Here is a 26,863-nt window from a genome sequence, read left to right as displayed (position 1 = left end):
GGCAATGCGCGCCACCGTGGCATGGGTGCGTTCCCGGGTCGAACCGCCGGCGCCGTAAGTCACCGAGAAAAAGCGCGGGGCCAGCGGCGTCAGTGTTTCCACCGATTCCCACAATGTCTTTTCCATCGCTTCGCTCTTGGGCGGGAAAAATTCGAAACTGATGGACAGATCGCCGGGCAAATCGGCAAACAATGGCCCGTTAAGGGCGCGGGCCGCTTCGGCCATCTGGCCAAGAGACAGATTCACGCTGCACGCCTTTCCGCATTGGCCGGCTGCTGGCCAAGCCACAAACTCACGCCTAGCCCATCCATGGACGGCAACTGTGCCACGACGCTTGCCGATAGCCCTGCTGCTGCCATCCACCCGGTCACGGCCTCGTCGGCAAAACCGAGCCGGACATGACGCCGCGTTGTCCGCAGGTCTTCGCGGTCGTGCGGCATCAGGTCGACGACCAGCAAGCGCCCGCCCGGAGCGAGCACGCGCGCTGCCTCCCGGACCACGGCGCCGGGATCATCGGCAAAATGCAGCACCTGATGCACGACCACGGTATCGGCCGACGCATCGCTGCCGGGCAGCGCATACATGTCGCCGGCGCGCACCTGGGCATGGACAAGCCCACTGGATTCTATCCGGCCACGCGCCAGCCGCAGCATTTCGGGTGAGCGGTCGATGCCCAGCGCGCTGCGGGCGCGCGGCCCCAGCAGTTCGATCATGCGGCCGGTGCCGGTTCCGACATCGATCAGCGCGCCAAGGCTGTGGCCGCCAAGCGCCGCGATGATCGCCGCCTCGACATCGGCTTCGGCAGCGGCCAGCGAGCGTTCCTTGTCCCAGTCATCGGCATGGGCGGCGAACCAGGCATCGGCGGCGGCGGCGCGTTCGGCGCGCACCGCAGTCAGGCGTTCCAGATCGGCGGCAGCAAGATCGCTACCGCCCAGCGCATCGATTGCGGCCAGCGCAGGGCCGCTGATGGCCGCCTTGCCGAGCCGTACGAAAACCCAGGCGCCTTCCTTGGCGCGATCGACCACGCCGGCGTCGGCAAGGATGCGGATGTGGCGCGAAACGCGGGGCTGGCTTTGGCCGAGCACGGCGGCGATTTCGCCGACCGACAGCTCCATGCGTCGCAAAAGCAGCAGGATACGCAACCGGCTGGCGTCGGAAAGGCTACGAAATATGGCGAGCAATACGTCCATCACGGATGGGACATAAAGATATCTTTATATCAGTCAAGCCGCCCCACAGCCGCAGGCTGCAACAAACAGTGCTTCGCCGCAGGCCGATTCAACCGCTGCTTTGGCAGCAGGGCTATTCCCGCTGCCATTCCTTGCGGGTCATGCCGACAAACCGTTTGCCGAGTCCGGTCGAATTGCGAGCCAGTATGTCGCGCAGCGTTTTTGTCTTGTCGATTTCAGCCAGTCCCTCGGCAGTGAAGGCGAGCGCGCGGTTCTTGTCATTGCCCCAGACGTGCTCGCTCAAGAGCGGATTGGTCAGCGCTTGTGAAAACGCGTCCATCGCCACCATCGCCGACACGAGATCGGGCAGCGGCCCGTTGGGTTCGCGCGGTTCGGCAAACAGGCCGACATAGAATTCGACATTGTCCGGCGTGCCGTAAAGCGCCTTGAGCTTGTCGGCCAGCGCGGCGCGGCGGGCCTTTTCCACCTTGTTGTCGCTGTCGCCGACGATGGCGGCAAAGCTTGTTGCCGGCTTCATGCCCATGGCGCTGCGATAGTCGTTATAGGTGGCCAGATTGTTGAGCCGCGCCTGTTCGACGGCCTTGCGTTCGGCGTTGACAAGAAAGGTCGCCGAATTTTGCAGGCCCAGTGCGGCGGCCTTGTGCGCCGACACTTCGACAAAACTGGTGGCCAGGCCACTGCCGGTCAGGAAGCGGTTGTCCATCAGCGTGATGTTGCCCGGCAGGGTCTTGCCGCCCCAGGTGACGTTCTGCGGCACCAGCGCGTGCCAGCGATAAAGAAGGCTGAATTCCACCGTCATCCAGTTCGGCCGGTTCCACCTTGCCTTCCAGGCGCCCGACGGATCGGCCTGCAACATGAATTCGGTGGTGTTGATATGATTGATATATTCCTCGACGACGATCTTGATGAACATGACGATGATGATGTTGCGCGCGGTTTCGAACACGCGTTCATCATCCCAATCGGGGTGGCCTTTCTCCAGCATCGCTGCCAGCCGGTTGTGTTCGCGCAGGAACAGCGTGTTCATCATCGCGGTCTGCGGGGCGGCATTGACCCGGTCACCGCCGACGGCAAACAGGCTGGCACGGGCGCCGCCCTCGGCGCGGTCGATTCCCAGCGGCGTGTCGAGCACCGGCTTGCCGTCGATGCAGAATTCCGGTTTCACCTGGCCGTCGTCGCCGAACAGAGCTGGCGGAAACGCTTCGCCGCCGATGGTCTGGGTTTTCAATTGGCCAAGCTGGCCGGGGCCGGGATTTGCCACCCGCAGCACGCGGGTCTGGACAGGTGTACGACCATAAAGCGGGCTCATGTCGATTTCATGGTTCGACGTGGTGCGCCGCCTGTCTGTCAGCGTGTCATCGTTCGACAATTGCGTGCGGATGAAGCCATCGGTCAGATATTGGGCAAAGGCGGGGAACAGCCCGGTGGATTTGGGGCAGGTTCGCTGCGCCTGGCCGGCCGGGACGGCGAACAATTCGGCGACGGCGGCAACCGGCGGGCGGCGCGTGCCCATAGCTTCGGCATCGGGATAGGCTTTGGCGGGCAGCAGCCGGGCATTGTAGGTGCGGTCTGTCAGGCTGGACCATGAGATGTAATCGTGCCGCGTGCTCCAGGGATGCGGGCGGTTTCGGGTGCGGCGCACCAGCCGGTCGATAACGATGCGGTTGACGTCGTCGTCAAGATCGAGAGCGTCCAAGGCTTTGGTGACAAATGAAAGAAACGACATGTCCGTCAATCCCCCGATTTTACCATCGGATGATAGCAGACTGACGCCTCATCGTAACCCCGCCCCTTTGCAAGATGCGCGGATTGCTGCCACAACGCGCTCATGCGCATGCTGTTATTGTCGCTTTTGCTGCTGCCGCTTTGCGCCTGTGCAACGCCGGGCGCCACTGATCTGTCACGTGCCGAGGCGGACCCCTGGGAAAAGTCCAACCGGCGTATTTATGCCTTCAACAAGCGGCTCGACCGTTATGCGATCCGGCCGCTGTCACAGGGCTATCGCGCCGTTGTACCCCAAGCCGGTCGCACTGCCATCGGCAACGCCTATCGCAACTATGGCGAGCCGGCGAATTTCCTGAATGCGGTTTTGCAAGGCAAGATCGACCAGGCGATGCGCACGGTCGATCGTTTCATCGTCAACTCCACGCTGGGCGTTGCCGGGATCAACGATGTCGCCACAGATCTCGGCCGCCCGCGCGAGCCTGAGGATTTCGGCCAGACCTTCGCGCGATGGGGGATCAAATCCGGGCCGTATCTCGTGCTGCCGCTGTTCGGGCCATCGACGCTGCGCGACGGGCTGGCGACGCCGCTGGATTTCTTCATCGACCCGGCGGATTTTGCCCGCAATGCCCTGCTCAGCCCGACGATTCCGGCGCGGGCGGCGCAGATCAGCCTGCGGATCGTCGATTTTCGCGCCCAACTGACCGACGCGGGCGGCGACAAGTTGCTGGCCGACAGTCTGGACGAATACACGCTGGTCAAATCGGCGTTCCTGCAGCGGCGCCGCGCGCTTTTGTTCGACGGCAACCCGCCCGAAAGCGACGATCCGTTTGCCGAGCCTGAGGATGCGGCGACCCCAAACCCGGCGCCGCCCCCTGAAGCGCCGGCTGAAGCGCCGGCTGAGCCGGTCGTTACGCCTTCACCGCCGCTCCCGCCACCAGAGGCACCAAAGGCGCCATAGCGCCGAACGCCGGCTCTATTTCCTGCACAATGGGGCCGAGCGAAAGACCGGCGCCGCGGATCATCGCGGCGCTGTCGCGGTTGAGATTGCAGCCGACACCGACAACGCGCTGGATGGGGTTGAGGCGCTGCTGCCAGCGACGGCGGCCGGCATCCTCGCTCAGGACATGTTCCATGAACAGGAATTGCCCGCCGGGACGCAGCACGCGGCGCACCTCGTCCAGCACGCGGGGCGGGTCGGCAACACTGCACAGCGTCAGGCAGCAGACCACGGTGTCGAAACTGGCGTTGCTGAAGGGCAGCGACTCGCCGGCGCCAGGTATCGATGTAATCGGCACCGGGCTGGCGGCGATGGCGGTTTCGGCGCGCTTGTTCATGCCCTCGGACGGCTCGACCACGGTCAGCGCCGTGACCCGCGCGGGATCATAGAATGGCAGCGTCGCGCCGCTGCCAAAGCCTATTTCCAGAACATCGCCGCGCGCCTGTGACACCAGCGCGCGGCGCCGCTCCGCGATGCGCGGATGGCCCAGCGCCCGGTCAAGCAGCCGTGGAAACAGCCATTCCGAATACCAGCCCATGTATCTCGCCCCCCGCTTGCGCCGGAAGCTTGGCCGCGACGTGGCATTAGGGCAAGCGTTGATGTATCAGACGGCGATGCGTATCCACCCTGCCCTGCTCGTCGCCCCCGCCCTGCTGCTGGCAGCGTGCGGGTCCGAACCCGAAGTGCGGTCATCGGCCGGGGAACAGGCCACGGCTGACAAGGCCGTGGCGGATGTCGATGCGGCGATGGCTGAAGCGCAGGCGGCGAAATAGGCCGGCGGCTGCCACCGCCGGCCCCTCTCGTTCATGGCGCCAGCACGAACGCCACGGCATCGCTGGCATCATATTGCGATTGCCGGCCCCAGCCGTTTTGGACAGTCGTCGCCACATAGAGATAGGCGGCGAAACCGGCCATCGGGCAGCCTGCCAGCAATGTCGCCGATGTAGCCGACACCTGGGTGATCGCCGGCGGCAATGGCCCGCTTTGGGCCAATACGCCGGTAACACCCTTGATGACGCTGATGCTCCAGTTGCCATAGTTCTGCGGATGGCTGGCGGTGAAGCCGATATCCACCGTGCCGCCGCCGCCGACATGCAGCACGCCGCATGCATCCGCAGCTGCCCCGCCCAACGTTGGCGGTGACAAGGCCCCGACGCAGTTCTGATTGTTCACCATGATGACCAGCGGAGTCGAGCTGGCAATCGGCGCGCCGGCAGCATTGATGAAGTCCACCTGGATAGTGTGCGTGCCATTGGGGAGGCCCACCGACGCCATCAACATGCCCAGCGACGGGTTCATCCACAGGAACAGATCGCTGATCGGATGCACCGGGAAGCAGTTGCTAAGCCCCGCAACCGTCACCGGACCGACATTGGTCAGCAGATATTGCAGCCCGTTCCAGCGATAGTCCGCCCAACTGTCGCTGCGCGTGGTGCCGTCCACCCGCACCCGGTAGTGGCTTGCGCCCGACGTAGCGGCGCGCTGGTGGTTGATCATGATCGGCAGCGTGCCGCCGAACGGTGCATTGGTAACGGCGTAGAAATAGCCGGCATCGGTGGTTGCCAGCCCGCCGGCATCGATCTTGTCGAACGGCACAAAGCCGATGCCCATGAGCAGCGGCCCCGATGGATCGAGCGACGCCGCCAGGAAATTGACCTGCGCTATGACGTCATTGCAGCACACCAGCATGCGGCCCGGTGCAATCACGGCCACACTCGATGGCCGCGCCGGCATGGCGGGCGCGATGACCGCCGAGCCGCCAGCCAGGTTTATCTGGGTGACGCGGTTGGCTGGGTCACGTTCGACAACCAGCAGCGATGTCTGCCCGGCATCGGCCCAACTGAGCATGAAGGCCGCGGTCAGCCCGGTCGCAAGCACTGTTTTTGCGCCGCTGGACAAGGTGATGCGGCTGACGGTGCCGGGGCCTTGTTCGCTGACATAGGCGAATTGCCTGTCCGCGCTGAGCACAAGGCCGATGGCGCGATTGAGGCCCGATGCCACAGATGTGCGGGCGCCGCTGGCCAGATCGATTCGCCACAGATGTCCCGGATTGGCGAATTCGACCACATATGCGTCGCCACCCGCTTCATCGAGCGCGATCTGGTGCGGCGCCGTCATGCCCGAAGACACCACTGTCGCGAGCGATCGATTGGAATGCGGCCCCGTCAGCGGGACGCGCAGCAAATTGCCGCCGCGCTCGGTGATATAGGCTTGGGTGTTGCTGGCGCTGACTTCGACATCCTCGGGCTCGACATAGCCGGTGCCGATGACGGCATAGGCCGGGTTGAGCCGATAGGTGACCCATTGGATGAACATGTTGTAGCCATAGGTCAGCACGCGCACCTTGGCGTAATTGCCAGCGGCGGTTCGCACGGCAAACACGGTGCCGGGGGTCAGCTGGTTGGTGGCATCGTTGTTGCCCGGAATGGAAGTGCTGCCATAACTCAGCATCTGAAGCGCATTGGGACCAAGCGCCGTGAAGCCGACCGCGCCGAGCCGGACGATGCCGGCGCCATTGCGCGGCGTCATCTGGCGCTTCACCGTTGTCTGCTGCTGCCACCAGATGTCGCCGGCCGGGCCGACTCCGCCCTGGGTGCCGGTTTCCAGATCGAAGACAAATGTCCCCTTGAGCATGACCAGCCCAGACGAGATGATGCTGGCGTGCGGAAACAGATCGAGTTTCGACAGTTTGCCGCCGAATTCAACGAACAACAATTGATTCTGCGGCGCGCGAAAGCTGCTGCCGATAGCTCCGGCCAAACCGGACGCAAGTTGCGTGACAGACATGAAACACTCCCAGAAAAGCGCGGCCCAATATCTGTTTTGATTTTATTTTGACCGAGCTTATACCTGATGGATGCTTTGTGCAATTACCAAGGGCATAGGGTGCAGCACTTTTGACGGATTCATACAAAAAGACAAGTATTGGCAGTCTTTGTGCAATCAATACTATTGAAAATTGAAGACGTTGCTTCGCAGCACCGCCAAACATGAAAAAAGGGCCGCAGGCGAACCTGCGACCCCCGATTTTCCGGTGACTTGGGTCTGGGCTTTTAGAAGTCCATCCCGCCCATGCCGCCCATGCCGCCGCCCATGCCGCCGCCGCCGGGCTTGTCGTCAGCCGGTGCTTCGGTGATGGCAGCTTCGGTGGTGATCAGCAGCGATGCGACCGAGGCTGCATCCTGCAACGCTGTGCGCACGACCTTGGTCGGGTCGATGACGCCGGCAGCCACGAGGTTTTCGTAGACATCGGTCTGTGCGTTGAAGCCGATCTTGTCGTCGCCGCCTTCGAGCAGCTTGCCCGAGACAACGGCGCCGTCATGGCCGGCGTTGGCAGCGATCTGGCGCACCGGGGCGAACAGCGCGCGGCGGATGATGTCCACACCGCGGGTCTGGTCGTCGTTGGCGCCCTTGAGCCCTTCGAGAGCCTTGGTGGCGTACAGCAGAGCCGTGCCGCCGCCTGGGACGATGCCTTCTTCGACGGCTGCGCGCGTGGCGTGCAGGGCGTCGTCAACGCGGTCCTTGCGTTCCTTGACTTCAACTTCCGTCGAGCCGCCGACCTTGAGGACCGCGACGCCGCCCGCAAGCTTGGCAAGACGCTCCTGGAGCTTTTCCTTGTCATAGTCGCTGGTGGTGATTTCGATCTGGGCACGGATCTGTTCGACGCGGGCCTTGATGCTGTCGGCTTCACCGGCGCCATCGACGATGGTGGTGTTGTCCTTGTCGATGGTGACGCGCTTGGCCTGGCCGAGCATCGGCAGGGTGACGTTCTCCAGCTTGATGCCCAGGTCTTCGGAGATCATCTCGCCCTTGGTCAAGACGGCGATGTCTTCGAGCATGGCCTTGCGGCGATCACCGAAGCCGGGCGCCTTGACGGCAGCGACCTTGAGGCCACCGCGCAGCTTGTTGACCACGAGGGTGGCAAGCGCTTCGCCTTCGACGTCTTCGGCGATGATCAGCAGCGGGCGACCCGACTGGACAACGGCTTCCAGAACCGGGAGCAGCGCCTGCAGGTTCGACAGCTTCTTTTCATGGATGAGGATGTAGGGCGATTCGAGTTCGACCTGCATCTTTTCCGGGTTGGTGATGAAATAGGGGCTCAGATAGCCACGGTCGAACTGCATGCCTTCGACGACATCCAGTTCCGATTCCATGCCCTTGGCTTCTTCGACGGTGATCACGCCTTCCTTGCCGACCTTTTCCATGGCCTTGGCGATCATGTTGCCGATTTCGCTCTCGCCATTGGCTGAGATGGTGCCGACCTGGGCAATTTCCGCAGAACCGCTGACCGGCTTGGAACGGGCCTTGAGATCAGCGACGACCTTGCCAACGGCCAGATCGATGCCGCGCTTGAGATCCATCGGGTTCATGCCGGCGGCAACCGACTTCATGCCTTCGCGCACGATGGCCTGGGCCAGCACGGTGGCGGTGGTGGTGCCATCGCCGGCAATGTCGTTGGTCTTGGAGGCGACTTCACGCACCATCTGGGCGCCGAGGTTTTCGAACTTGTCCTTGAGTTCGATTTCCTTGGCGACGGTCACGCCGTCCTTGGTGATGCGGGGCGCACCGAAGCTCTTTTCAATGACGACGTTGCGGCCCTTGGGACCCAGCGTCACCTTCACGGCGTCAGCGAGAATGTCGACACCGCGCAGAATGCGTTCGCGGGCGTCACGGCCGAACTTCACGTCCTTGGCTGCCATTTTGATACTCCTTAAAGTCTGGTTGGGTTGGGAGATTCAGGTGCTGGCTTCAGCCGAGAATACCCAGGATATCGCTTTCCTTCATGATCAGCAGGTCTTCGCCATCGAGCTTGACCTCGGTGCCGGACCATTTGCCGAACAGGATCTTGTCGCCGGCCTTGACTTCGAGCGGGGTGACAACCCCGTCATCGCCGCGCGTGCCGGTGCCGACGGAGACGACTTCGCCTTCCTGCGGCTTTTCCTTGGCGGTATCGGGGATGATGATACCCCCGGCAGTCTTTGCTTCAGCTTCGACGCGGCGCACGAGCACGCGGTCATGGAGCGGACGAAATGCCATTTGAGCCCTCATTGGTTATGGGAATTCGGTTTTACGAAAATTCGGATGCGCTGGCACTCAACAGCGGCGAGTGCCAACAGCGAGGCTGCATATGTGCCGCCACCCTGTCATCGTCAAGGGCGGGCCGTGTGAATTTTCTGCGTCAATCTGCGCCGGCTGGTCGCTGGACAGAAGGCAGCAGGCTTGCGACAACATCGCCATGAACGAGCCAGTTTTGCGCCGCGTATCCACATCCCGTTTCATGGCCAGGGCCGTCACGGCGTTGCTCTGCATCGCAGTGACTGCGTGCGGCGGCGGCACGGCACCCCCCGGTGGTGGCGGTGGCGGCGGAGTGACGCCGCCTGCAACCGGGTCATGCTCGCTGCGGTCTCGGCAGGATTGGGCAGCGGCGCAGATTTCGGAATGGTATCTGTTTCCCGATCTGATTGCATCGGGCGTCAATCCGTCCGACCATGCCACTGTGCAATCCTATATCGATGCACTGGTGGCGCCGGCCCGCGCCCAGAACCGCGACCGGGGATTTACTTACATAACCTCGATTGCCGAGGAAAACGCCTTCAACACGTCCGGCCAGACAGCGGCGTTCGGGATTCGAATCCAGTATGACACCGCCGCGCGCCGGGCCTTTGTCACCGATGCCTTCGAAGGCGCGCCGGCACTGGGCGCGGGCATCGACCGGGGCGCCGAAATTCTCGCGATCGGTACCAGCGAGGCAACGCTGGAATCAGTCAGCAGCCTGATGGCTGGTGGCGGCTCGGCGGCCGTTTCCGCGGCGTTCGGCGCCTCTACCGCCGGTCTGGCGCGCACGTTGCGGATCAGCGATGCTTCAGGCACCCGCGTGCTGAACATCATCAAGGCGGATTTCAACATCCAGCCAGTGTCGCCGCGCTTTGGCGTGCGCGTTATAAGCGATGCCTCCGGCCCGGTTGGCTATATCAACCTGCGGACGTTCATTTCCACCGCCGATGCTCAGTTGCGTTCGGCCTTCCTGACGCTGCGCAACCAAGGCGTTACCCGCTTCATAATCGATTTCCGGCACAATGGCGGCGGGCTGGTTTCGACAGCCGAGCTTATGGGCGACTTGATGGGCGGCAACCGCTTTTCCAGCGAGGTGTTCTCGCGCACCGTATTCCGCCCCGAAAAATCATCGAACAACGATGTTCATAATTTCACGTTCCAATCGCAATCGGTATCGCCGGTACGCATCGCCTTCATCGGCACCGGCGCCACGGCATCGGCCAGCGAATTCGTCATCAACGGCTTCATTCCCTATTATCCGACCAGCATGGCGCTCGTCGGCGCAAACACTTTCGGCAAGCCGGTCGGCCAGATCGCGCGCGACCGCGCCGAATGCGATGACCGGCTGCGCATCACGGCCTTTGCCACGCAGAACAGCCTGCGCCAGGGCGAGTATTTCAACGGAATGGCCGACAAGGTGCCGAATAGCTGCGCCGCAACCGACGATGTCGGCCAGCCGCTGGGCGACGCCCGCGAAAATTCGGTTGCCCGTTCACTCGATTTTCTGAACGGTCGGGTATGCAGCCCGATCGCGGCCAATACGGCCCGGTCATTGTCCGCCGATGCTTCCGAGCGCGCAATGTTGATTGCCGCCAATCCGACAGCGGCGCAGCGCGAGGTGCCGGGATTGTTCTAGGGCGTGCGGCGCGCCGACAGGAGCGGTACCGGCACTTCGATGATCTGGCCCTTGAGGCTGCCTTCGCCCTTGGTCGGCGATGTTGGTGCGGCGAGGATCTTGCGGACCACGTCCATGCCCTCAAGCACGCGCCCGAACACGGCATAGCCATCGGGGTCGCCCTTGCCGGCTGGCTGGGCATCGAGACTGGAAAGATCGCCAAGGATGATGAAGAAATTGGCGGTGGCGGTGCCCGGCGCCATCCGGGCCAGCGAAATCGCGCCTTCGGTATGGGTCAGGCCGGTCATGCTCGTCGGCTCGTGCGCGACCGGCGGCAACAGCTTGCGCGGGTCGAGCACCCCGCCCTGCACAAGCCCCAACGTGCCATCGGGCGTGATGCGATAGGCGCGGTAGAACGTCGAGCCATCAAGGCGTTTCTGATCGACATATTTGAGGAAATAAGCGGAAGTGACCGGCGCATGGTCCTTGTCGAGGCCGAGCACGATGGCGCCAAGCGGCGTCGTCAGCGTGACGCGCACCAGCGCCGGTACAGGTGCGGGCGCAGGAGCCGGTGCGGGCGTTTCGGGAGCGGGCTGCGCCAGCGCAGGCGCGGCAAGAATGAGGAAAAGCGGCAGGACGGAGCGAATCATGGTACCACATTAGCGCGCCATGGCCGGCGCGGCTATCGGTCAGCGTAGAGCAGCCGCCCCGGCCCCAGCCGGGCCAGCACGCTTTCGATGTCGGTGCGCGAAAAGGCAAAGCAGCCCTGACTGCGGCCGATGCGGCCATGGGTGGCCACCATGGCCGTGCTGACATAATCGGCGCCGTGAATGACGATAGCCCGTTCGAACGCGGCGCTGTTGTCGGCGTCGAGGCCGTGCAGCTGGCGCGAACGGCCATGCTTGCCGACATACGCCTCGCCGGTGACATAGCTGCCACGCGACGATGCGTTGGAACCGGACTGGTTGGAGAAGCGTTGCAACCATCCCGTGTGCACGGGATCGGAGCCGCGACCATGGGAGACAAGATATGTCGCAGCGACCCGGCCATTGGCAACATCAACGAGGTGGAAGCGCGGGTCTGCCGAGGCCCTTGAGAAATCGGCGATGCCGATCAGATCGTGGTTTGGAACAGCGGCGCCGTGGCGGCCGAGCGAAGCGATGGCACGCGGCAACAGGCCGACCGGCAAGTCCTGCCGCACGGATGCAAACGCACGCGGCGCAGCCGCAAGGGCCGATCCGCCAGCCATGACAGCCAAAAGGCCGCGCCGTGTGATATGCATATGATGCGTGATCCAGATTGCTCGCTCCAAAATAGGCAGGCAAAAGGGCGCCCGAAAGAGGGCGATACGCCAGAAGGACAGGAAACAGCGATGAAGCCCCTGTTGGCGATAGCGATGCTGGTGATGGCAGCGACGCCTGTTCAAGCGCAAGCGACGCCTGTTCAAGCGCAAGCGCCGCCGGCTCAGGCGCAAGCGCCGCCGGTTCAGGCGCAAGCGCCGCCGCACTGGGATGCGGCCACCATCGTGCGGTTGCGGCAATGGGCGGATTTTGCCGGGGCCGATGCGCTGCCGGTGCCGGATCTGACAGCGCTGGACGCGGCGCTGCGAAGCGCCGATGCAGCCGGGATCGATGAAGCGGCGACGCGGGCCGCGCTGGCCTTGGCTAAGGCGCATCTGCTGGGCACGGCAGCGGCCAGCGACCCGGCGCGCTGGCACATGGACGACAGCGACCGGACGATCGATCTGGGCGCTGGCCTGTCGGCCGCACTGGCATTGGGCGAGGATGGCCTCGACAGCTTTTTCGGTGGCCTGCGCCCGCAGCATCCGGACTATGCCGCGCTCGCCCTCGCGCTGTCGCTGGAGACGGACCCTGGCAGGCGCCAGACACTGGCGCGCAACATGGAGCGATGGCGCTGGCTACCGCGGTCGCTGGGGCCGGATTTCGTGCTGGTCAATGTCGCAGCCTTTGAAGCCCGGTTGTGGAAACAGGGCCAGCAGCGCGGCACATGGCGGGTCATCGTCGGCAAGACCCGCACGCCGACGCCAGTGTTCGCCGCGAGCATTGCGGGCGTCATCCTCAATCCATGGTGGGAGATTCCCGCCAGCATCGTTGCCGAAAATCACGGCCGCTTTCCCGCCAGCAAGGGCTATGTCCGTGCCGGCGACCGCTGGCGGCAAAAACCCGGCCCGGACAATGCCCTGGGCCAGGTCAAGCTCGACATGCCCAACCCGCATAGCGTCTATCTGCATGACACGCCGGCAAAGCCGCTGTTCGAGCGCGATGTGCGTGCCTTCAGTCATGGCTGTGTGCGGGTCGGCGATGCCATGGGGCTGGCCAAGACGCTGGTCGAGGATGTGCGCAGCGCGGCGGACATCGATGCGATTGTCGCATCGGGCGAAACTGTGACTGTGCCGCTATCTGGCGCACTGCCGGTGTACATCACCTATTTCACTGCCGGCGTGGACGCGCAAGGCAAGGTCTTGATGCACCGCGACATCTATCGCCGCGACAGGGTAGCCGGCAACATAGCGGGGCCGGTCAGCCTTGCGAGCGCCAATATGGTCAGCCGCTGCCCGGCGTAACAGCCCTTGCCGCGTGTGAATCCGCCAGCGTGGCCCGGAGCAGCCCGCGCAGGGAGTTGCCGATGAGAAATCCGCTCGCAAGATCGGCGATACCGAGCTCGGCCTCCTGCGCGCGGCCATTGGCGATTAGCTCCGCGCGCAGCACACCCGGCAGCAGGCCCAGGTGCAGGGGCGGCGTCAGCAGCATGTCGCCGCGCCTGACGAAGATTGTCGTGAAGCTGCCCTCGGTGACCAGGCCATCGGGCCGGACGAACACGACTTCGGGCGTGCCGGCGGCAAGGCGGGGCGCGTCATAAAAGGCGCGGTCGCTGGTCTTGTGGCGCAGTCGCCAGTCGTCGACGGTCAGCGGCACGGCCATCACGGGCACGGGCAACCCGGGCGGCGACGGCATCGGCGAGCACAGGATGCTCAAGGCGCCCGACGGCGCCGCCAGCAGCCGAACCCGACCGGAATGGGATTTTACGGCGGCCATTAGCTGCGTGCGGGCAGCATCGGGGTCGAAGCCGAAGCCGAGGAAGCGTGCGCTGGCCGCCATGCGGGACAGATGGCGATCGAGGAGCATGATGCTGCCAGACTCGCAGCGCATTGTCTCGATCAGGTCGGGCGGTGGGCGGCGGCAAAGGAATGCAGACTTGGCGAGGCATTCGTCCCATTCTGCGCCCGCTTCGCTGTCGGCGACGATCCCGCTGCCCAGACCCAGCCGGGCCCGTCCCGCCTCGACGACCAAGGTGCGGATGGCGACATTGAACACGGCATCACCATCCGCCGAGATGACGCCGATGGAGCCGGTGTATACGCCGCGCGGCGATGGCTCCACTTCGCCGATGACTTGCATGGCGCGGATCTTGGGCGCGCCAGTGACCGAGCCGCAAGGAAACATCGCGGCGATGACGTCGGCCGCGGTGACGCCGGGCCGCGCCCGGGCAGTGATCGTCGATGTCATTTGCAACAGGGTCGGATATGTTTCGATCGCGAACAGCGCCGGCACGGCGACGCCGTCTGCAACCCGCGACAGATCATTGCGGATAAGGTCGGTGATCATCAGGTTTTCGGCGCGGTTCTTGGGATCGGCAGCCAGCGCGGCAGCGGCGGCGGCATCGCTGGCAGCATCGTGGCCGCGCGGTGCCGTACCCTTCATCGGCCGGGCGGTCAGTCGGCGGCCCTCCATCTTGAAGAACAGCTCGGGCGAAAAGCCGAGCAGCCAGCGCGTGCCGTCATGCACCAGCGCCCCATATGGCGCGGCGCTGCCGGCACGCAGGCGGGCATAGAGCGCCAGGGGATGGCCATGGATTGCCACGGTCGCCTGAAACGTCAAATTGGCTTGATAGATATCGCCCGAGGCAATGAGCGCGTGAAGCCGCGCGACGGCGTCGGCGTGCTGCGCCTGTGTGATGCCGGGGACCAGCGCGCCGACGCTGGCCGGGCCATGGCCATCGGTGAGCGCGGCGGCATCGACCGGTGTTTCGTGCGCCCAGCGGCCCATCCAGATCAGCGGCTGGCCCGTTGGCGGAGCGCGGCCGGCAAGGCCGGATTCAGCAAGACGGGGTTCCAAGGCATGGCCAGCCTCGAAACCGATGTAACCGGCCCATGGGCCGGGTTCGGCAAGACGGGCCATTGCCGGGCGGACCGCGCCAGGGGCATCGGCTCGCAGGGTTTCCAGAAGCCCGGTGAACAGCCGCGCACGGCCAGCGGCGACATCGTCAAGCAGGACAAAGGGTTGGACGGGGTCGAACACACCGGGCTTCCACTGGCAAGAAAGCCGAGCTAACCCCGTGCCGGCGCAGGAGCAAGGGGCGCAGTGCCGCGCTTGCCAGCGGAGCACCATCAAAAGCGCCGCGCTTGCGGGCGGCGGCTGTGCGCACTATCCCGGCCAGACAAAGGAGCCGTCCCGCATGAACGCTGAAACTCTGGTCATCCGCCGTCCCGATGACTGGCATGTGCATTTGCGTGATGGCGCCATGCTGGCAGCGGTAACGCCGCACACGGCGCGCCAGTTCGCCCGCGCCATCGTCATGCCCAACCTCAAGCCGCCGGTGACGACGGCGGCGGCAGCGGCGGCTTATCGGGACCGTATTCGCGCCGCCGTGCCCGCAGGCGTGACGTTCGAGCCGCTGATGACCTGCTATCTCGTCGATCATATCGACCCGGACGAGCTGGTGCGCGGATTTGCCGAGGGGATATTCACCGCCGCCAAGCTGTATCCGGCCCATGCCACGACCAATTCTGCCGCCGGCGTCACTGATGTGCGTCACATCTATCCGGCGCTGGAGGCCATGCAGCGCGTCGGCATGCCGTTCTTGATCCACGGCGAAGTCACCGACCATGACGTCGATATCTTCGACCGGGAGGCGGTGTTCATCGAACGGACGTTGCAGCATGTCGTGGCGGATTTTCCCGCCCTGAAGATCGTGTTCGAGCACATCACGACGCGCGATGCCGTGCAATTTGTCGAGGGCGCCGGGCCGCTGATCGCCGCCACCATCACGCCGCATCACCTGGCGATCAACCGCAGCGCCATGTTCGAAGGCGGCATCCGCCCGCATCTTTATTGCCTGCCGGTCGCCAAGCGCGAAGTGCACCGGCTGGCGCTGCGGGCCGCCGCCGTATCAGGCAGCCCCAAATTCTTCCTTGGCACCGACAGTGCGCCGCATCCGGTGGGCGACAAGGAAAGCGACTGCGGCTGCGCCGGGATCTACAACGCGCCCTTTGCCATCGAAAGCTATGCCAAGACCTTTGACGAGGAGCGCGCGCTGGACCGCCTCGAAGGCTTTGCGAGCCTGTTCGGGCCGCAATTCTATGGCTTGCCGCTTAATGAGGATCGCATCACGCTGGTGCGCGGCGAGACAATAGTGCCGGCACGACTGGCGCTGGCCGGCACCGATGTGGTGCCGTTTCATGGCGGACAGACGCTTGGCTGGCGATTCGTGGGCTGAGCCTAACGCGGCGGGGGTGCGGCGTTCTGCGTTTACAAATAGCGTCTTGATATCGCCTTGAGGTCCGGGTCGAGGTCGTAGATCATCGGCTTTCCGGTCGGAATTTCCTCGTGCAGGATATCCGCGTCGGAAATGCCCGACAGATGCTTGACCAGCGCGCGCAGCGAATTCCCGTGCGCCGCGATGATGACGGTCTTGCCGGCTCTCAGTTCGGGCGCAATCCTTGCCTCGAAATAGGGCAACACGCGCGCGATGGTGTCTTTCAGGCTTTCGGCAGCGGGAATGGTGATGCCGGCATAGCGGCGGTCGCCGGACAGGTCGAAGGGCGATCCGGCTTCTATCGGCGGCGGCGGCACGTCGAAACTGCGGCGCCAGATCCTGACCTGTTCCTCACCGTGTTTCGCCGCTGTTTCCGCCTTGTTGAGGCCGGTCAGCGCGCCATAATGACGTTCATTGAGATGCCAGTCCTTGATCACCGGAATCCATGACTGTTGCATGGTGCCGAGCGCCAGATTGAGCGTTTTGATGGCGCGGGACTGGACGCTGGTGAAGGCGATGTCGAGCGCGATGCCGGCATCGGCCATGGTGCGGCCCGCGGCCTGCGCCTCGGCCACACCCTGCGCGGTAAGTCCGACGTCCCACCAGCCAGTGAAGCGGTTTTCAAGGTTCCATTGGCTCTGGCCATGGCGCAGCAGGATGAGTGTGGACATAGCGGCGTTCTACCGTGCCCATCTGCCGGAACCAGCAAAAAATGACCTGCAATCGTTTTTGCAGGCCGGACTACCCGCTGCTTCGATCATTGCAGCTTGCCATGTGCGTGGCCGGCGTCTGCCGCCACGCCCGGTTGGCGGTATGACTGGGTCACGGCCATGGTGCCAATGGATGCAAGCCAAATGATCGCGAGCCAGGTCATAATCCGGCGCATTGGCGTGCCCTTGGCGGCGTGATTGCAACGTTGTCGCATTGCAGGCGACCGCAAGACCGATTGATCAGCATCGGAAACTCCGCAGATCGGGGTTCAGTTGGGCAACAATTCGCCTGCTGCCAGGGCCAGCCGGGCCAATGCCGGCAGCGATTTCGAACCGCTCTTGCGCATGATGGCGGCACGGTGGTTTTCGACTGTGCGCCGGCTGATGCCGAGGTCGGCGGCTATGATCTTGCTTGGCTGGCCTGCCAGAACCATCGTCATGATCTGGCGCTGGCGTAGCGTCAGTCCTTCGAAATGATTGCGCGCCGCACGGCGCCCGACGGCGCGGTCCGCTGCGGCCAGACCGCCGGCCAGCGCGCGCATCACGCTTGCAATAAGTTCGGCGGCGCCAACGGGTTTCTGGAGCAGACCAACTGCGCCTGCATTGATGGCGCCAACGGCCATTTTGATATCGCTGGAATCGGTAATCATGATGACAGGCAGCGGATCGGCTGTTGCACCCAGCGCCAGTAGCAGCGAAAGCCCCTTCAGATCCGGTAGCGCCGTATCGGCCAGCAGGCAGACATTGTCCTGGCGGCGATGGGCCAGCAAGAATGCCGCGCCGTCGGCAAAGCATATGGTGCGAAGTCCCTGGCCCTCAAGCGTGGCGCGCAACGCCGCACGCACTCGGGCGTCGTGATCGACGACATAGACAAGGGCGCAGTCGCGCATGTCACGGCCTGGACCGCTTCTGACCATGCTGGTTCGGGCCGGGCGCGCGGTCGCCTGCGATTGCCAGGCGGCCGCCAGACCGTCGTCCGCCGGCGCTGACTCGCTTTCATCGAAATCGGCCATGGCCCGGAACACGCCGACGCTGACCAATCAGCGCCGAAACAGCGGCTGGCGGCCCTTTGGGGGGCGTTCCCCAGCGCTGGCGAGGCGCGGGAGAACGTCCGGTCGCTGGCGGCTGTCGACCTGGCCGGCGACTGAAGTTTCAGCCGGAGTGGCGGGGACTGCGTTTTCAGCCATGTCTGTCTCCTGAGTCTGATGCGCGGCAGCCGTGCCGCGCATCACAAACACTCCAATGATGCCGGGCGTTCCATTGCAGCACATGGTCTGCCACAAGGCGCCCAGCCGAACGGGCGGCGACAGACGGAACAGGCTCAGGCGCCCAGGGTGACGCGGATCACATGGCTTGCGCCATCGTCGGTCAACGCGATGGCAGCGCCCGGGACCAATGATCCGCCGTCCATTGTGGCCTGCGTGATGCCGCGGCACAGCCCGTGCGGGTTCTCGACAATGATCCGATATTGGGCGGTGCCGCGCCGGAAGGCGATTTCAAAGCCCGGCCAGTCGCGCGGAATGCAGGGATCCAGATGCAGATGTGCGCCCTTGATGCAAAATCCGAGCAGTGCCTCAAGGGTGACGCGAGATATCCAGGCAGCCGAGCCAGTGTACCATGTCCAGCCACCGCGGCCGACATGCGGCGGCTGCGAATAGACATCGGCGGCAACAACATAAGGCTCGGTCCGGTAGCGGTTGATCGCGCCGGGCGAGTCGGAATGACGGATGGGATTGAGCATTGCGAGCAGCTCCCCTGCCCGGTCCCCGTCGCCCTGCCGGGCAAAGGCCAGCGCGGCCCAGGCCGCAGCATGGGTGTACTGACCGCCATTCTCGCGCACCCCTGGCGGGTAGCCCTTGATATAGCCGGGATCCCGCACCGGCTTGTCGAAGGGTGGATCGAACAGCAGGACAAGACCGTCGTCGCGGCGGACAAGATATTTGTCGAGCGCCGCCATCGCCCGGGCGGCGCGCGGGGGTTCTGCGGCGCCGGAAATCACGGACCAGGACTGGGCGATGGAATCGATGCGGCATTCGCGGTCACTGACCGAGCCAAGCGCTGTGCCATCGTCGAAATAGGCGCGGCGATACCAATCCCCGTCCCAGCCGGCCGTATCAAGGGCGACGCGCAAGCCGGCGACATGGCGGCGCCACCGGGCGGCCATGTCTGGGCGCCCGCGTCGTTCGGCCAACACCGCGAAATCGGAGAACACGGCGCAGTGGAACCAGCCGAGCCAGATGCTCTCGCCCTGGCCGCCGGCACCGACCGCATCCATGCCATCATTCCAGTCGCCCGTGCCCATCAGCGGCAGGCCGTGCATACCGGTGTCGAGGCTGGCATCAAGGGCCAGTGCGGCATGATCGAACAGGGATGCGCCATCGACAGAAACCTCGGGCAGAAAAAACGCGCTGGCCGCACCAGAATCGAGCGCAGGACCTTCGAGGAAGGGCACGACTTCATCGAGGACGGCGACATCACCGGACACTTCGACATAATGAGAAACGGCATAGCCCAGCCAGGCGCGGTCATCGGACACGCGGGTGCGAATGCCGCGGCCTGTTTCCGGCAACCACCAATGCTGGACATCGCCTTCGCGGAACTGACGGCCAGCGGCACGGAGCAGATGCGCGCGGGCAATCTCGGGACGCGCCACGCACAGCGAGAGCACATCCTGCAACTGATCGCGAAAGCCATAAGCGCCGCTTGACTGGTAGAAACCGCTGCGCGCCCACACACGGCAGGCCAGTGTCTGATAGGGCAGCCAGCGATTGACCATGATATCCAGCGCGCGGTCAGGCGTGGTGACCTGCACGGTGCCGAGCGTGTCGTCCCATTGGTCTTTCACCTCGGCAAGCACGGCGTCCTGATCGGCGACGCGATATTTTGCCAGCAACGCGCGCGCATCGGCAGCGCTGGCTGCTTGCCCCAAAAAACAGACGATCTCGGTCGACGCGCCGGGTTCGAGCCGGACTTGCACCTGAAGCGCGGCGCAAGGGTCGAGCCCGGCGCCGACGCGTCCCGAAAGGCGGGTGCCGGCGGCCAGCCCGCGCGGGCGGTCCATGGCGCCACTGCGGCCAAGAAATTCTCCGCGATCGGCAGAAAGCGCCGTCTGCCGCCCCCCCAGATCGGCAAAGGCGACATGGTCGCCATAGTTGTCGTTCCAGCTGTTGCGAGCAAAGATGGCACCGGTGTCGGGGTCGACTTCGGTCACGACATGAGGCGCATTGGCACTGCGACTGCGACCGAGCACCCATTCGGCATATGCAGTAACCGTCAGGGTGCGGGGCCGCCGGTCGGTGTTGGTGATGCGCAAGCGCGATACCTTGATGGAGTCGGCAACCGGGACATACTGGATCAGATCGAGCGCAACGCCGCGGGCAGCATGTTCGAAGCGGCTGTATCCCTGGCCGTGGCGCGCGATGTAGTGTGTTGCCGGGTCGCGGATCGGCAGGGCGGTCGGGGTCCAGATACCGCCAGTTTCGTCATCGCGGATGTAAAATGCTTCGCCGGCGGGGTCGCAAACCGGGTCGTTAGACCAGGGCGTCAACTGGTTGAGCTGGCTGTTGCCGGCCCAGGTAAAACCGCTGCCTTCGACGCTGACCTGAAAGCCGAACGACGGGTTGGCAATGACATTGACCCAGGGCGCGGGAGTCGAACGGTCCCCATCAAGGATGGTCAGATATTCACGGCCATTGTCGGCAAATCCGCCAAGGCCGTTGAAAAACTCCAGCGGAGGGAGCGGGCCTGCCAGTGTCGCCGGAAATGATGACAACGGGCGGTGCGGCTGCGGCGCAAGCCTTGCATTGTCGAGGTCGGCCGCGCGGCGCAGCTGGTCGGCGAGCGAGCCGCGATCACCATGGAGGACTGCGCGGGCAGCGCTTTCGAGAACAGCGCACAGCGGCGGCGCCAGCAGGTCGGCGCGTAGGGCAAAGACTCGGCCGGCGCCGCCTTCCAGCCCCGAAACCGGCTGCCGAGGCGCAACCAGGATTTCAACCTCGGCCTGCATGTTTTCGGCATAAGAGGCGCTTCGCTCGTTGAGGATGACGAGATCGACGGCCATTTGCTTGAGCCGCCAATATTCATGGGCCTGGAGCAGGTGCCGGACAAGCGCGAGATGGCTGTCGTCGTTGATGCGGACAAGCACGATTGGCAGGTCGCCGGAAATGCCCGCCGGCCACAGTTGCGACGCCTTGCCCGCGCCCGCCGCAAGGACTGCGCCGGGCGCACGCATCGCCGGGTCGGAAAAGATCACATGGCTGGCGAGCCGCTGGAATCGGTTGGCATCATCAGCGTCGATACCGAGATGGTGAAGCTCCATTTGTGCCTGGGTCCAGGCCAGCGTGGCAGCGCGCTCGAAGGCGATGGCCTCCTGGTGCTTGTCGGCCAGCGCAAGGACGTCTTCGCGCGATGCCGCGACCAGAGTCCAGAAACTGACGCGCACCGTCGCGCCGGGGAGCACCCGGACCTGGCGGCGCAGGCTGAAAATCGGATCGAGCACGAGGCCGGCCGTGTTCGACAACGGCCAGCCACCCGCAACGGCCAGCGGCGCACGAATGGTCTTGCCGCGACCGATGAACTTGGCACGGTCGGTTTCAAACTGGATTTCAGCGGTCGTTTCACCCTCGACGACGCTCAGCTGTGCCGCCCAGACCGATGGGTCGTCACCCGAACGCCTCCGTCGGTTGGCAAGCAGGGCGCCAAACTGGGGCACGAATTCGGTTTCGACAAACAATGATCCGAATGCCGGGTGCGCGGCGTCGTCTGCCTGCCGGGCCAGCACGATTTCCACATAGGATGTGACATCGAAAACGCGCGGCCGCTTGCCATTGTTGGTGATGGAGATCCGCCGCACCTCGGAGTCTTCCTCGGGCGAAATCACCACGTCCATCACTGTGGTGACGTCGCCGTCGGTGCGGGCGATGCGGGCCGCGCTCTGGGAGAAGGCAACCTCGTAATGGTCAGGCTCGGTGATTGTCGGCTGGTAGCCGGGGGACCAGATGGCGCCGCTGGCCGTGTCGCGCACAAAGACATGGGCACCGCGATCATCACAGGTCGCGTCCTCGCGCCACCGCGTGACGGCGACGTCGTTCCAGCGGCAATAACCTGACCCGGCAGCGGTGATCATCGTCGAAAGATGGCCATTGGAAAGCAAGTGAGTGCGCGGGATCCGCGAATGCACCGAGGTGTAGCGGCGGTCCATGTCCGGCGTCTCGTCCACGACGCTTGCGGCGGATATGCCGGCGATTTCAAAGGGCGCGCGGGCCTGCGCGAAATCGCGCGGCATGCGTTCCTGAAGCAGCAGCTCCGCCGCTCGCACTATCGGCTCCGCATGGAAACGCGTCCGCATCGCACCATGATGCAGGGCGTTGCCGATGCCGGTAATGATCATCGCCTGGTGATGCGCCATGAAGGCGCGAACTATGGCCAGCGGGGCGCCGTCTGGCAGGCGCGCACGGGTGTAATCAATTGCTTCGTAGCAGCCATAAGCACCGCTGGCACCGATTTCGTCGATCAGCCGGAAATTCCGGGCGGTCGCCGCCGGATCGACCATCGAGGCCAGGCCGCTGGCATAGGGTGCGATCACCAGATTGGCGCCAAGGCCGCGCTTGTAGCCAAGATCAGGCACGCCAAAGCTGGAGTATTGATATGTCTGTTCGATATCACGAACATTGAACTGGGATTCCGAAATCCCCCAAGGCTGCCCTTGCGCCTGGCCCGACCCCAGTTCCTGAGCATAGGTGCGCTGGCGCCAGACGATAAGCGCATTGGTCTGGGCGAGCAGACTGCCAGCCGGTGCCCGCATGACTAGTGATGGCATGAGATACTCGAACATCGAGCCAGACCAGGAAATGAGCCCGGAACTGCCGTCGATGGGGGTGAGTGTGCGGCCCAGCCGGAACCAGTGCTTGGCGGGCACATCACCCTTGGCGATGGCGACGAAGCTCGCCAGTCGGGCTTCGGAGGCGAGCAGGTCGTAGAAATTGCCATCAAGGCCGGCATCGGCGCAATTGTAGCCAATCGACAGAAGCTGGCGGTCGGCATCGAACAGGAAACCGAACTCCATGGCGTCGAACATCGCCTTGGCGCGCTCGGAGATGCGCGCCAGACGGCGGCCAAAGTCTTGCGCCGTGCCGACGGGGGCGCCAACTTCGTCGTGCCAGGCCATAACATTGGCCTCCAGCGCTTCGGCCCAGAACAGCAGTTCGGATGCGTCTGCGTGGCTGTGGCCGGTTGCCAGCAGCCGGGCCTGACGGGACAGCGTGCCGGCATCCTCGACCAAGGACCGAAGCTTTTGCGACAGTGCCGCTGTCGTTTCTGCCGGCTCGGCGAGGCGGGCGGAGAAAACGGCATGGCGCGCAAGCAGGTCAGCATTGGCGCCGGCAGGCCCATGCCCGGCAATGGCCTTTGCCAGCAGTGCCGCACAGTCCTGCGTCCCGGATTGCCAGCGCGGTCCGATTGCGGGGCCGGCAGCAATTTCGATGCAGGCGTTGCGCAGCGCGAGCAGGTGACCGGCAAGGTTGCCACTGTCGACCGATGACACATATCTGGGCTCGAGCGCGCGCAGGTCGGTGGTATCGTACCAGTTGAACAGATGCCCATGGAAACGTTCGAGCCGGTCCATGGCATCAAATGTATCCTCAAGCCGGACCAGCACATCCCGCGTGCCGATCCAGCCAAAATCACGCGCCGCGATGACCGACAGCAGATACAGACCGATGTTGGTCGGCGACGTGCGATGGGCAACGACGGGACGCGGGGTTTCCTGGAAATTGTCGGGCGGCAGCATATTGTCGCCGTGCGTCATGAAGGTTTCGAAAAACCGCCATGTGCGCCGGGCAACAAGGCGCAGCGTCGCGTCATCTGCCGGCGTGACCTTCTGGCTGGCAGCAAGTCTCGGCGGTTGGCTGGCTCTCCAGGCGATGAGCGGCGAGACTGTCCACAGCAGCAGGAACGGGGCGGCGGCAGGCCAAGCCTGATTGCCGGAGACTTCGATCAGTGCGGCGACCCCGATGGCACAGACGGCAATGGCCGCCACCTGCTGCGCCAGCCGCCTTGTGTCGAATCGGTGGTCGTCGCGCGATTGCGCCGCGCTGACCCATTGCAGCAAGTGGCGGCGATGGACAAAGACGCGCAGCAGCGTCCGGCCGACAGCATCGACCATCAGCCAGGCCTGATGAGCCAGAAAGACGAGCAGGAACGACGCCTGTTGCAGGCCGAGCGCGAAATCACTGCCGACGCTTCGGGCATGGCTGCGCAGCGAAACACCGGACCGCATCGACAGGACGCTGCCAAAGGCCGGCAACAAGGGCGGCAGGACGATGGTCAGTACGATGAAGCTGGTCCAGATGTCCGCCGCCGGGCGCGGCAGCAGCCAGCCGATCAACAGGGCAAGCAAACCAGCTGGGGCAGAGAGTGACCGGCGCAGGTTGTCGAGCAGTTTCCAGCGGCCCATCAACGGGATGCGGGTGCGGGCCGCCGTATCACCGAAATGGCGCGGCAATCCGAGGATCCAAGGCAGCAACTGCCAATCACCGCGCACCCAGCGATGCTGGCGCGCCGCGGCAACAGCATAACGTGACGGAAACTCCTCGACGACCTCGATGTCGGAGGCGAGCGTGGCCCGGGCAAATATGCCTTCGAGCAAATCATGGCTGAGCACGGCGCTGTCGGGGAACTGATCCTTCAGCGCCGCTTCGAAACTGTCGACCTCATAGATGCCCTTGCCGGTAAACGAGCCTTCCTCGAACAGGTCCTGGTAAACGTCGGATACTGCCAGCGCATAGGGGTCAAGGCCGTTCGGGCCTGAAAACACCCGCTGGTACAAGGAGCCGTCGCTGCCAGTGGGCAGGGACGGCGTGACGCGCGGCTGCAACATCCCGTGTCCGCGCACCACAAGCCCGACGGCTTGATCAAACTCGGGCCGGTTGAGCGGGTGCGCCATCTTGCCGACCAGTCGCCGCGCCGTGCCCATCGGCATGCGCGTATCGACATCCAGCGTGATGACATAGCGTATGCCCGGCGGAAGCCATGGTGCGAGCCCGCCAATGACCATGAAGCTGGTGTCTTTGGCGCCGCGCAGCAGCCTGTTGAGTTCGCGCAGCTTGCCGCGCTTGCGTTCCCAACCGATCCATCTGCCTTCGCCCTGGTTCCAGACGCGTTTGCGGTGCAGCAGGGTAAAACGCGGACCGTTGGCGGCCAAGCCATACAGGGCATTCAGGCGGGCAATCTCAGCCGACGCCTGGTCGAGCAGGGCCTGGTCCTGTTCATGGTGTTCGGTCGCGGCATCAAGCCAGTCGGATATCAGCGCGAAATTGAAGTTATCATCGGGATTGCCGAGGTAATGATCCTCAAGGCGGTCAATCTGTTCGGTGATGCCGGCGGCGTCGACCAACAAGGCCGGAATGACGATAATCGTGGCAAGGTCGGAGGTGATGCCGCCGCGCAGTTCAAGCGCTGGCAGCAAGCGGCCGCCGACCGACCGGGTGATGCTGCGGTTGACGAAGGCGACGGCGATATCGGACGCCGGCACAATCCCGACAAGAGCGAGAATGACCAATTGCCCGGTAGTCAGTCCGCCAGTTCCCGTTGCCCAAAGCGCCAATGCCAGCGCCGCCACAGCGAGCGCCGCGATCATCGCGATGTAACTGAGTATCCCAACTTCGGAATAGAGCCTCAAGAGCGACGTCCCCAAGGGGATGCGACAGCCCAGCGCCCTTTCAAATGCCGGGCGACCGTTGCTGATGAGGTAATAGCCCGGTTCGCGTTGGCGTGCAGTTGTGCCGCCCTTGGCTGCTGCGATGGCCCTGGTTGCAACCTCGACCTCGGAAAGCCGCGATTGGCGCGCCAGTTGCTCGACTGCCCGGCGGTAATGATCGCGGCTCTGGAAATCCATGGCGGCAAAGTCGCTGTCGGTCGCACTGGCCCCGCGAAGCACCGCGGAGCCGCCCGCAACACTGCGAAGCACCGCGGAGCCTCCAGCAACACCGCCAAGCACCGCATCTACCGGGCTTATGGTTTCGAACACCTCGGACCAATTCAGCATCGAGACCAGCCGCATGCTGGTGATCACGTTGCGAACGGTCACATCGGTTGCACTTTGCCAGTTCAGTTCGTCGCGCATGACGCTTTCGCTCGTGGCACCGTCGGCTGTCAGCCGATCATTCAACCATCGCGACGCCGGCACCGCACCGGGATCCTCATGACGCAGGCGCTGCGCGAGTTCGACCGCAAACGCCATCGACCATGGCGCGGCGTCCAGGCAGGCGATAATCTCGTCGTCGCTTTGCGCGCGACCATCGATGGCGCCGAAGATCTGGCCGGCAAGCACATCGGCCGCCAGACCGGCGGCTTGCTGGGCGAGAATGGCCTCGGCAAGACGGCGCAGATTTTCGACAAGCGTGATGCGCAGTGTGATGGCCAAGGCCCAGAGTTCGCCAATATCCAGCGGTTGGACGGATTGATAGGCATCGAGGAAGCGAACGATTCTGGCCGCATCAAAGGCGCTGTCGGTATGCGCCACCAGGTCCCAGGAAATGCCGAAGACGCGCGGATAACCCTTGAGCGGACCGTCGGCGAGCTTGGGCAACCGGCGATAGAATCCCGGCGGCAGGTCGTTCCTGATCTGCCGCAACTGTTCGTCGACGATATGAAAATTGTCCAGCAGCCAGCTTGCAGCCGGGCTGATCACCTGCCGCGCAGCAGCGGCGGCGGCAACGGCGCGATAGGCGGCGGTCAAGACCTTGCTGTTGTCGTCTAGCCGGGCCCCAAGCGAGCGGCCGGTGCGCGGGTTTGCGACAATCTGCTGGCTGGCTGCCAGGCTGCGGGCATGTGCCTCAAGCCGTTCGATGCTGAACAGTTCGGCGCGGACTGGCGGCTCCAGTGGCGCTGACCCCTGCCCCTTCCAGGGGCGAAAATAGGCGGGTCTCAATATGTGCTCCTCGGTCCATTCGACGTCGATCGCGGTAACCGCCTGGAGTCGCAGCCTCACTGGGTGCCAATTCTAGCAGGCCGGGCG

18 protein-coding genes are annotated in these 26,863 nt (G+C 64.3%); 5 read left to right on the top strand and 13 right to left on the bottom strand.

The window, feature by feature from the left end; translation table 11 throughout:
* From RMQ73_RS03435 to RMQ73_RS03425, 3 genes are all read right to left on the bottom strand, one after another.
* Window positions 1-225: methylenetetrahydrofolate reductase (locus RMQ73_RS03435; protein WP_409049825.1), on the bottom strand; the 225-nt coding region annotated here is incomplete at its 3' end.
* Window positions 226-242: 17 nt separating this feature from the next.
* Window positions 243-1,190 carry a metalloregulator ArsR/SmtB family transcription factor gene (locus RMQ73_RS03430; RefSeq protein ID WP_310496623.1) on the bottom strand — a complete coding sequence of 316 codons (948 nt, stop codon included), beginning with the start codon at window positions 1,188-1,190 and terminating at the stop codon, window positions 243-245.
* Between the two features lie 112 nt (window positions 1,191-1,302).
* Window positions 1,303-2,916: a peroxidase family protein gene (locus RMQ73_RS03425; protein WP_310496622.1), complete on the bottom strand. Its 1,614-nt coding sequence runs from the start codon at window positions 2,914-2,916 to the stop codon at window positions 1,303-1,305.
* Between the two features lie 102 nt (window positions 2,917-3,018).
* Here RMQ73_RS03425 and RMQ73_RS03420 point away from each other — a divergent pair, with 102 nt between their 5' ends.
* Window positions 3,019-3,873 (top strand): VacJ family lipoprotein, encoded by an 855-nt coding sequence (locus RMQ73_RS03420; protein ID WP_310496621.1) that lies wholly within the window; start codon window positions 3,019-3,021, stop codon window positions 3,871-3,873.
* Here the strand turns inward: RMQ73_RS03420 and RMQ73_RS03415 are convergent.
* The gene (locus RMQ73_RS03415) at window positions 3,824-4,450 is read right to left on the bottom strand and encodes a class I SAM-dependent methyltransferase (protein ID WP_310496620.1); all 627 of its coding nucleotides are present in this window, start codon (window positions 4,448-4,450) and stop codon (window positions 3,824-3,826) included. The genes RMQ73_RS03420 and RMQ73_RS03415 overlap by 50 nt on opposite strands.
* A 76-nt stretch (window positions 4,451-4,526) precedes the next feature.
* Between RMQ73_RS03415 and RMQ73_RS03410 the strand changes: the two genes are divergently transcribed.
* Window positions 4,527-4,685, top strand: coding sequence for a hypothetical protein (locus RMQ73_RS03410; RefSeq protein WP_310496619.1), 159 nt, complete (start codon window positions 4,527-4,529; stop codon window positions 4,683-4,685).
* A gap of 31 nt (window positions 4,686-4,716) precedes the next feature.
* On the opposite strand, the gene RMQ73_RS03405 is transcribed toward RMQ73_RS03410, so the two are convergent.
* From RMQ73_RS03405 to groES, 3 genes are all read right to left on the bottom strand, one after another.
* The gene (locus RMQ73_RS03405) at window positions 4,717-6,699 is read right to left on the bottom strand and encodes a hypothetical protein (protein ID WP_310496618.1); all 1,983 of its coding nucleotides are present in this window, start codon (window positions 6,697-6,699) and stop codon (window positions 4,717-4,719) included.
* A 266-nt stretch (window positions 6,700-6,965) separates the two neighbouring features.
* A complete protein-coding gene (gene groL / locus RMQ73_RS03400) occupies window positions 6,966-8,612 on the bottom strand; it encodes a chaperonin GroEL (RefSeq protein ID WP_310496617.1) in 1,647 nt (548 codons plus the stop codon).
* Window positions 8,613-8,661: 49 nt separating this feature from the next.
* Window positions 8,662-8,949 (bottom strand): co-chaperone GroES, encoded by a 288-nt coding sequence (gene groES / locus RMQ73_RS03395; protein WP_310496616.1) that lies wholly within the window; start codon window positions 8,947-8,949, stop codon window positions 8,662-8,664.
* Between the two features lie 199 nt (window positions 8,950-9,148).
* Here groES and RMQ73_RS03390 point away from each other — a divergent pair, with 199 nt between their 5' ends.
* Entirely contained in the window at window positions 9,149-10,603 is a 1,455-nt protein-coding gene (locus RMQ73_RS03390) for a S41 family peptidase (protein WP_310496615.1), read from the top strand.
* Here RMQ73_RS03390 and RMQ73_RS03385 read toward each other — a convergent pair.
* Window positions 10,600-11,232, bottom strand: coding sequence for a peptidylprolyl isomerase (locus tag RMQ73_RS03385; RefSeq protein ID WP_310496614.1), 633 nt, complete (start codon window positions 11,230-11,232; stop codon window positions 10,600-10,602). The genes RMQ73_RS03390 and RMQ73_RS03385 overlap by 4 nt on opposite strands.
* Before the next feature lie 32 nt (window positions 11,233-11,264).
* Window positions 11,265-11,831 (bottom strand): murein L,D-transpeptidase catalytic domain family protein, encoded by a 567-nt coding sequence (locus RMQ73_RS03380; protein ID WP_310496613.1) that lies wholly within the window; start codon window positions 11,829-11,831, stop codon window positions 11,265-11,267.
* 123 nt (window positions 11,832-11,954) lie between these two features.
* Between RMQ73_RS03380 and RMQ73_RS03375 the strand changes: the two genes are divergently transcribed.
* Complete coding sequence (locus RMQ73_RS03375; RefSeq protein WP_310496611.1) at window positions 11,955-13,166, top strand: L,D-transpeptidase family protein; 1,212 nt, start codon at window positions 11,955-11,957, stop codon at window positions 13,164-13,166.
* Here the strand turns inward: RMQ73_RS03375 and pabB are convergent.
* On the bottom strand, window positions 13,147-14,901 hold the full coding sequence (gene pabB, locus RMQ73_RS03370; RefSeq protein WP_310496609.1) for an aminodeoxychorismate synthase component I: 1,755 nt from the start codon (window positions 14,899-14,901) through the stop codon (window positions 13,147-13,149). The genes RMQ73_RS03375 and pabB overlap by 20 nt on opposite strands.
* A gap of 157 nt (window positions 14,902-15,058) precedes the next feature.
* Here pabB and pyrC point away from each other — a divergent pair, with 157 nt between their 5' ends.
* Entirely contained in the window at window positions 15,059-16,099 is a 1,041-nt protein-coding gene (gene pyrC, locus RMQ73_RS03365) for a dihydroorotase (RefSeq protein ID WP_310496607.1), read from the top strand.
* Between the two features lie 32 nt (window positions 16,100-16,131).
* Here pyrC and gpmA read toward each other — a convergent pair whose 3' ends face one another.
* The 3 genes from gpmA to RMQ73_RS03350 form a co-directional block, all read right to left on the bottom strand.
* Window positions 16,132-16,809 (bottom strand): 2,3-diphosphoglycerate-dependent phosphoglycerate mutase, encoded by a 678-nt coding sequence (gpmA, locus tag RMQ73_RS03360; protein WP_310496605.1) that lies wholly within the window; start codon window positions 16,807-16,809, stop codon window positions 16,132-16,134.
* Window positions 16,810-17,117: 308 nt separating this feature from the next.
* Entirely contained in the window at window positions 17,118-17,738 is a 621-nt protein-coding gene (locus tag RMQ73_RS03355; protein ID WP_310496603.1) for a response regulator, read from the bottom strand.
* 431 nt (window positions 17,739-18,169) lie between these two features.
* Window positions 18,170-26,836, bottom strand: a complete 8,667-nt coding sequence (locus RMQ73_RS03350) for a GH36-type glycosyl hydrolase domain-containing protein (RefSeq protein WP_310496602.1) — start codon at window positions 26,834-26,836, stop codon at window positions 18,170-18,172.
* Between the last annotated feature and the right edge of the window lie 27 nt (window positions 26,837-26,863).

Source organism: Sandarakinorhabdus sp., assembly GCF_031430775.1.
Lineage (GTDB): Bacteria > Pseudomonadota > Alphaproteobacteria > Sphingomonadales > Sphingomonadaceae > Sandarakinorhabdus.
The sequence above is the reverse complement of the archived record's forward strand: the minus strand, read 5'-3'. Positions and strand labels throughout refer to the sequence as shown.

Bases quoted from the DNA above. Each gene is read 5' to 3' on its own strand.
- RMQ73_RS03430 (WP_310496623.1), bottom strand. From the start codon at position 1,190: ATGGACGTATTGCTCGCCATATTTCGTAGCCTTTCCGACGCCAGCCGG.
- RMQ73_RS03425 (WP_310496622.1), bottom strand. From the start codon at position 2,916: ATGTCGTTTCTTTCATTTGTCACCAAAGCCTTGGACGCTCTCGATCTT.
- RMQ73_RS03420 (WP_310496621.1), top strand. From the start codon at position 3,019: ATGCGCATGCTGTTATTGTCGCTTTTGCTGCTGCCGCTTTGCGCCTGT.
- RMQ73_RS03415 (WP_310496620.1), bottom strand. From the start codon at position 4,450: ATGGGCTGGTATTCGGAATGGCTGTTTCCACGGCTGCTTGACCGGGCG.
- RMQ73_RS03410 (WP_310496619.1), top strand. From the start codon at position 4,527: ATGCGTATCCACCCTGCCCTGCTCGTCGCCCCCGCCCTGCTGCTGGCA.
- RMQ73_RS03405 (WP_310496618.1), bottom strand. From the start codon at position 6,699: ATGTCTGTCACGCAACTTGCGTCCGGTTTGGCCGGAGCTATCGGCAGC.
- groL (WP_310496617.1), bottom strand. From the start codon at position 8,612: ATGGCAGCCAAGGACGTGAAGTTCGGCCGTGACGCCCGCGAACGCATT.
- groES (WP_310496616.1), bottom strand. From the start codon at position 8,949: ATGGCATTTCGTCCGCTCCATGACCGCGTGCTCGTGCGCCGCGTCGAA.
- RMQ73_RS03390 (WP_310496615.1), top strand. From the start codon at position 9,149: ATGAACGAGCCAGTTTTGCGCCGCGTATCCACATCCCGTTTCATGGCC.
- RMQ73_RS03385 (WP_310496614.1), bottom strand. From the start codon at position 11,232: ATGATTCGCTCCGTCCTGCCGCTTTTCCTCATTCTTGCCGCGCCTGCG.
- RMQ73_RS03380 (WP_310496613.1), bottom strand. From the start codon at position 11,831: ATGGCTGGCGGATCGGCCCTTGCGGCTGCGCCGCGTGCGTTTGCATCC.
- RMQ73_RS03375 (WP_310496611.1), top strand. From the start codon at position 11,955: ATGAAGCCCCTGTTGGCGATAGCGATGCTGGTGATGGCAGCGACGCCT.
- pyrC (WP_310496607.1), top strand. From the start codon at position 15,059: ATGAACGCTGAAACTCTGGTCATCCGCCGTCCCGATGACTGGCATGTG.
- gpmA (WP_310496605.1), bottom strand. From the start codon at position 16,809: ATGTCCACACTCATCCTGCTGCGCCATGGCCAGAGCCAATGGAACCTT.
- RMQ73_RS03355 (WP_310496603.1), bottom strand. From the start codon at position 17,738: ATGCGCGACTGCGCCCTTGTCTATGTCGTCGATCACGACGCCCGAGTG.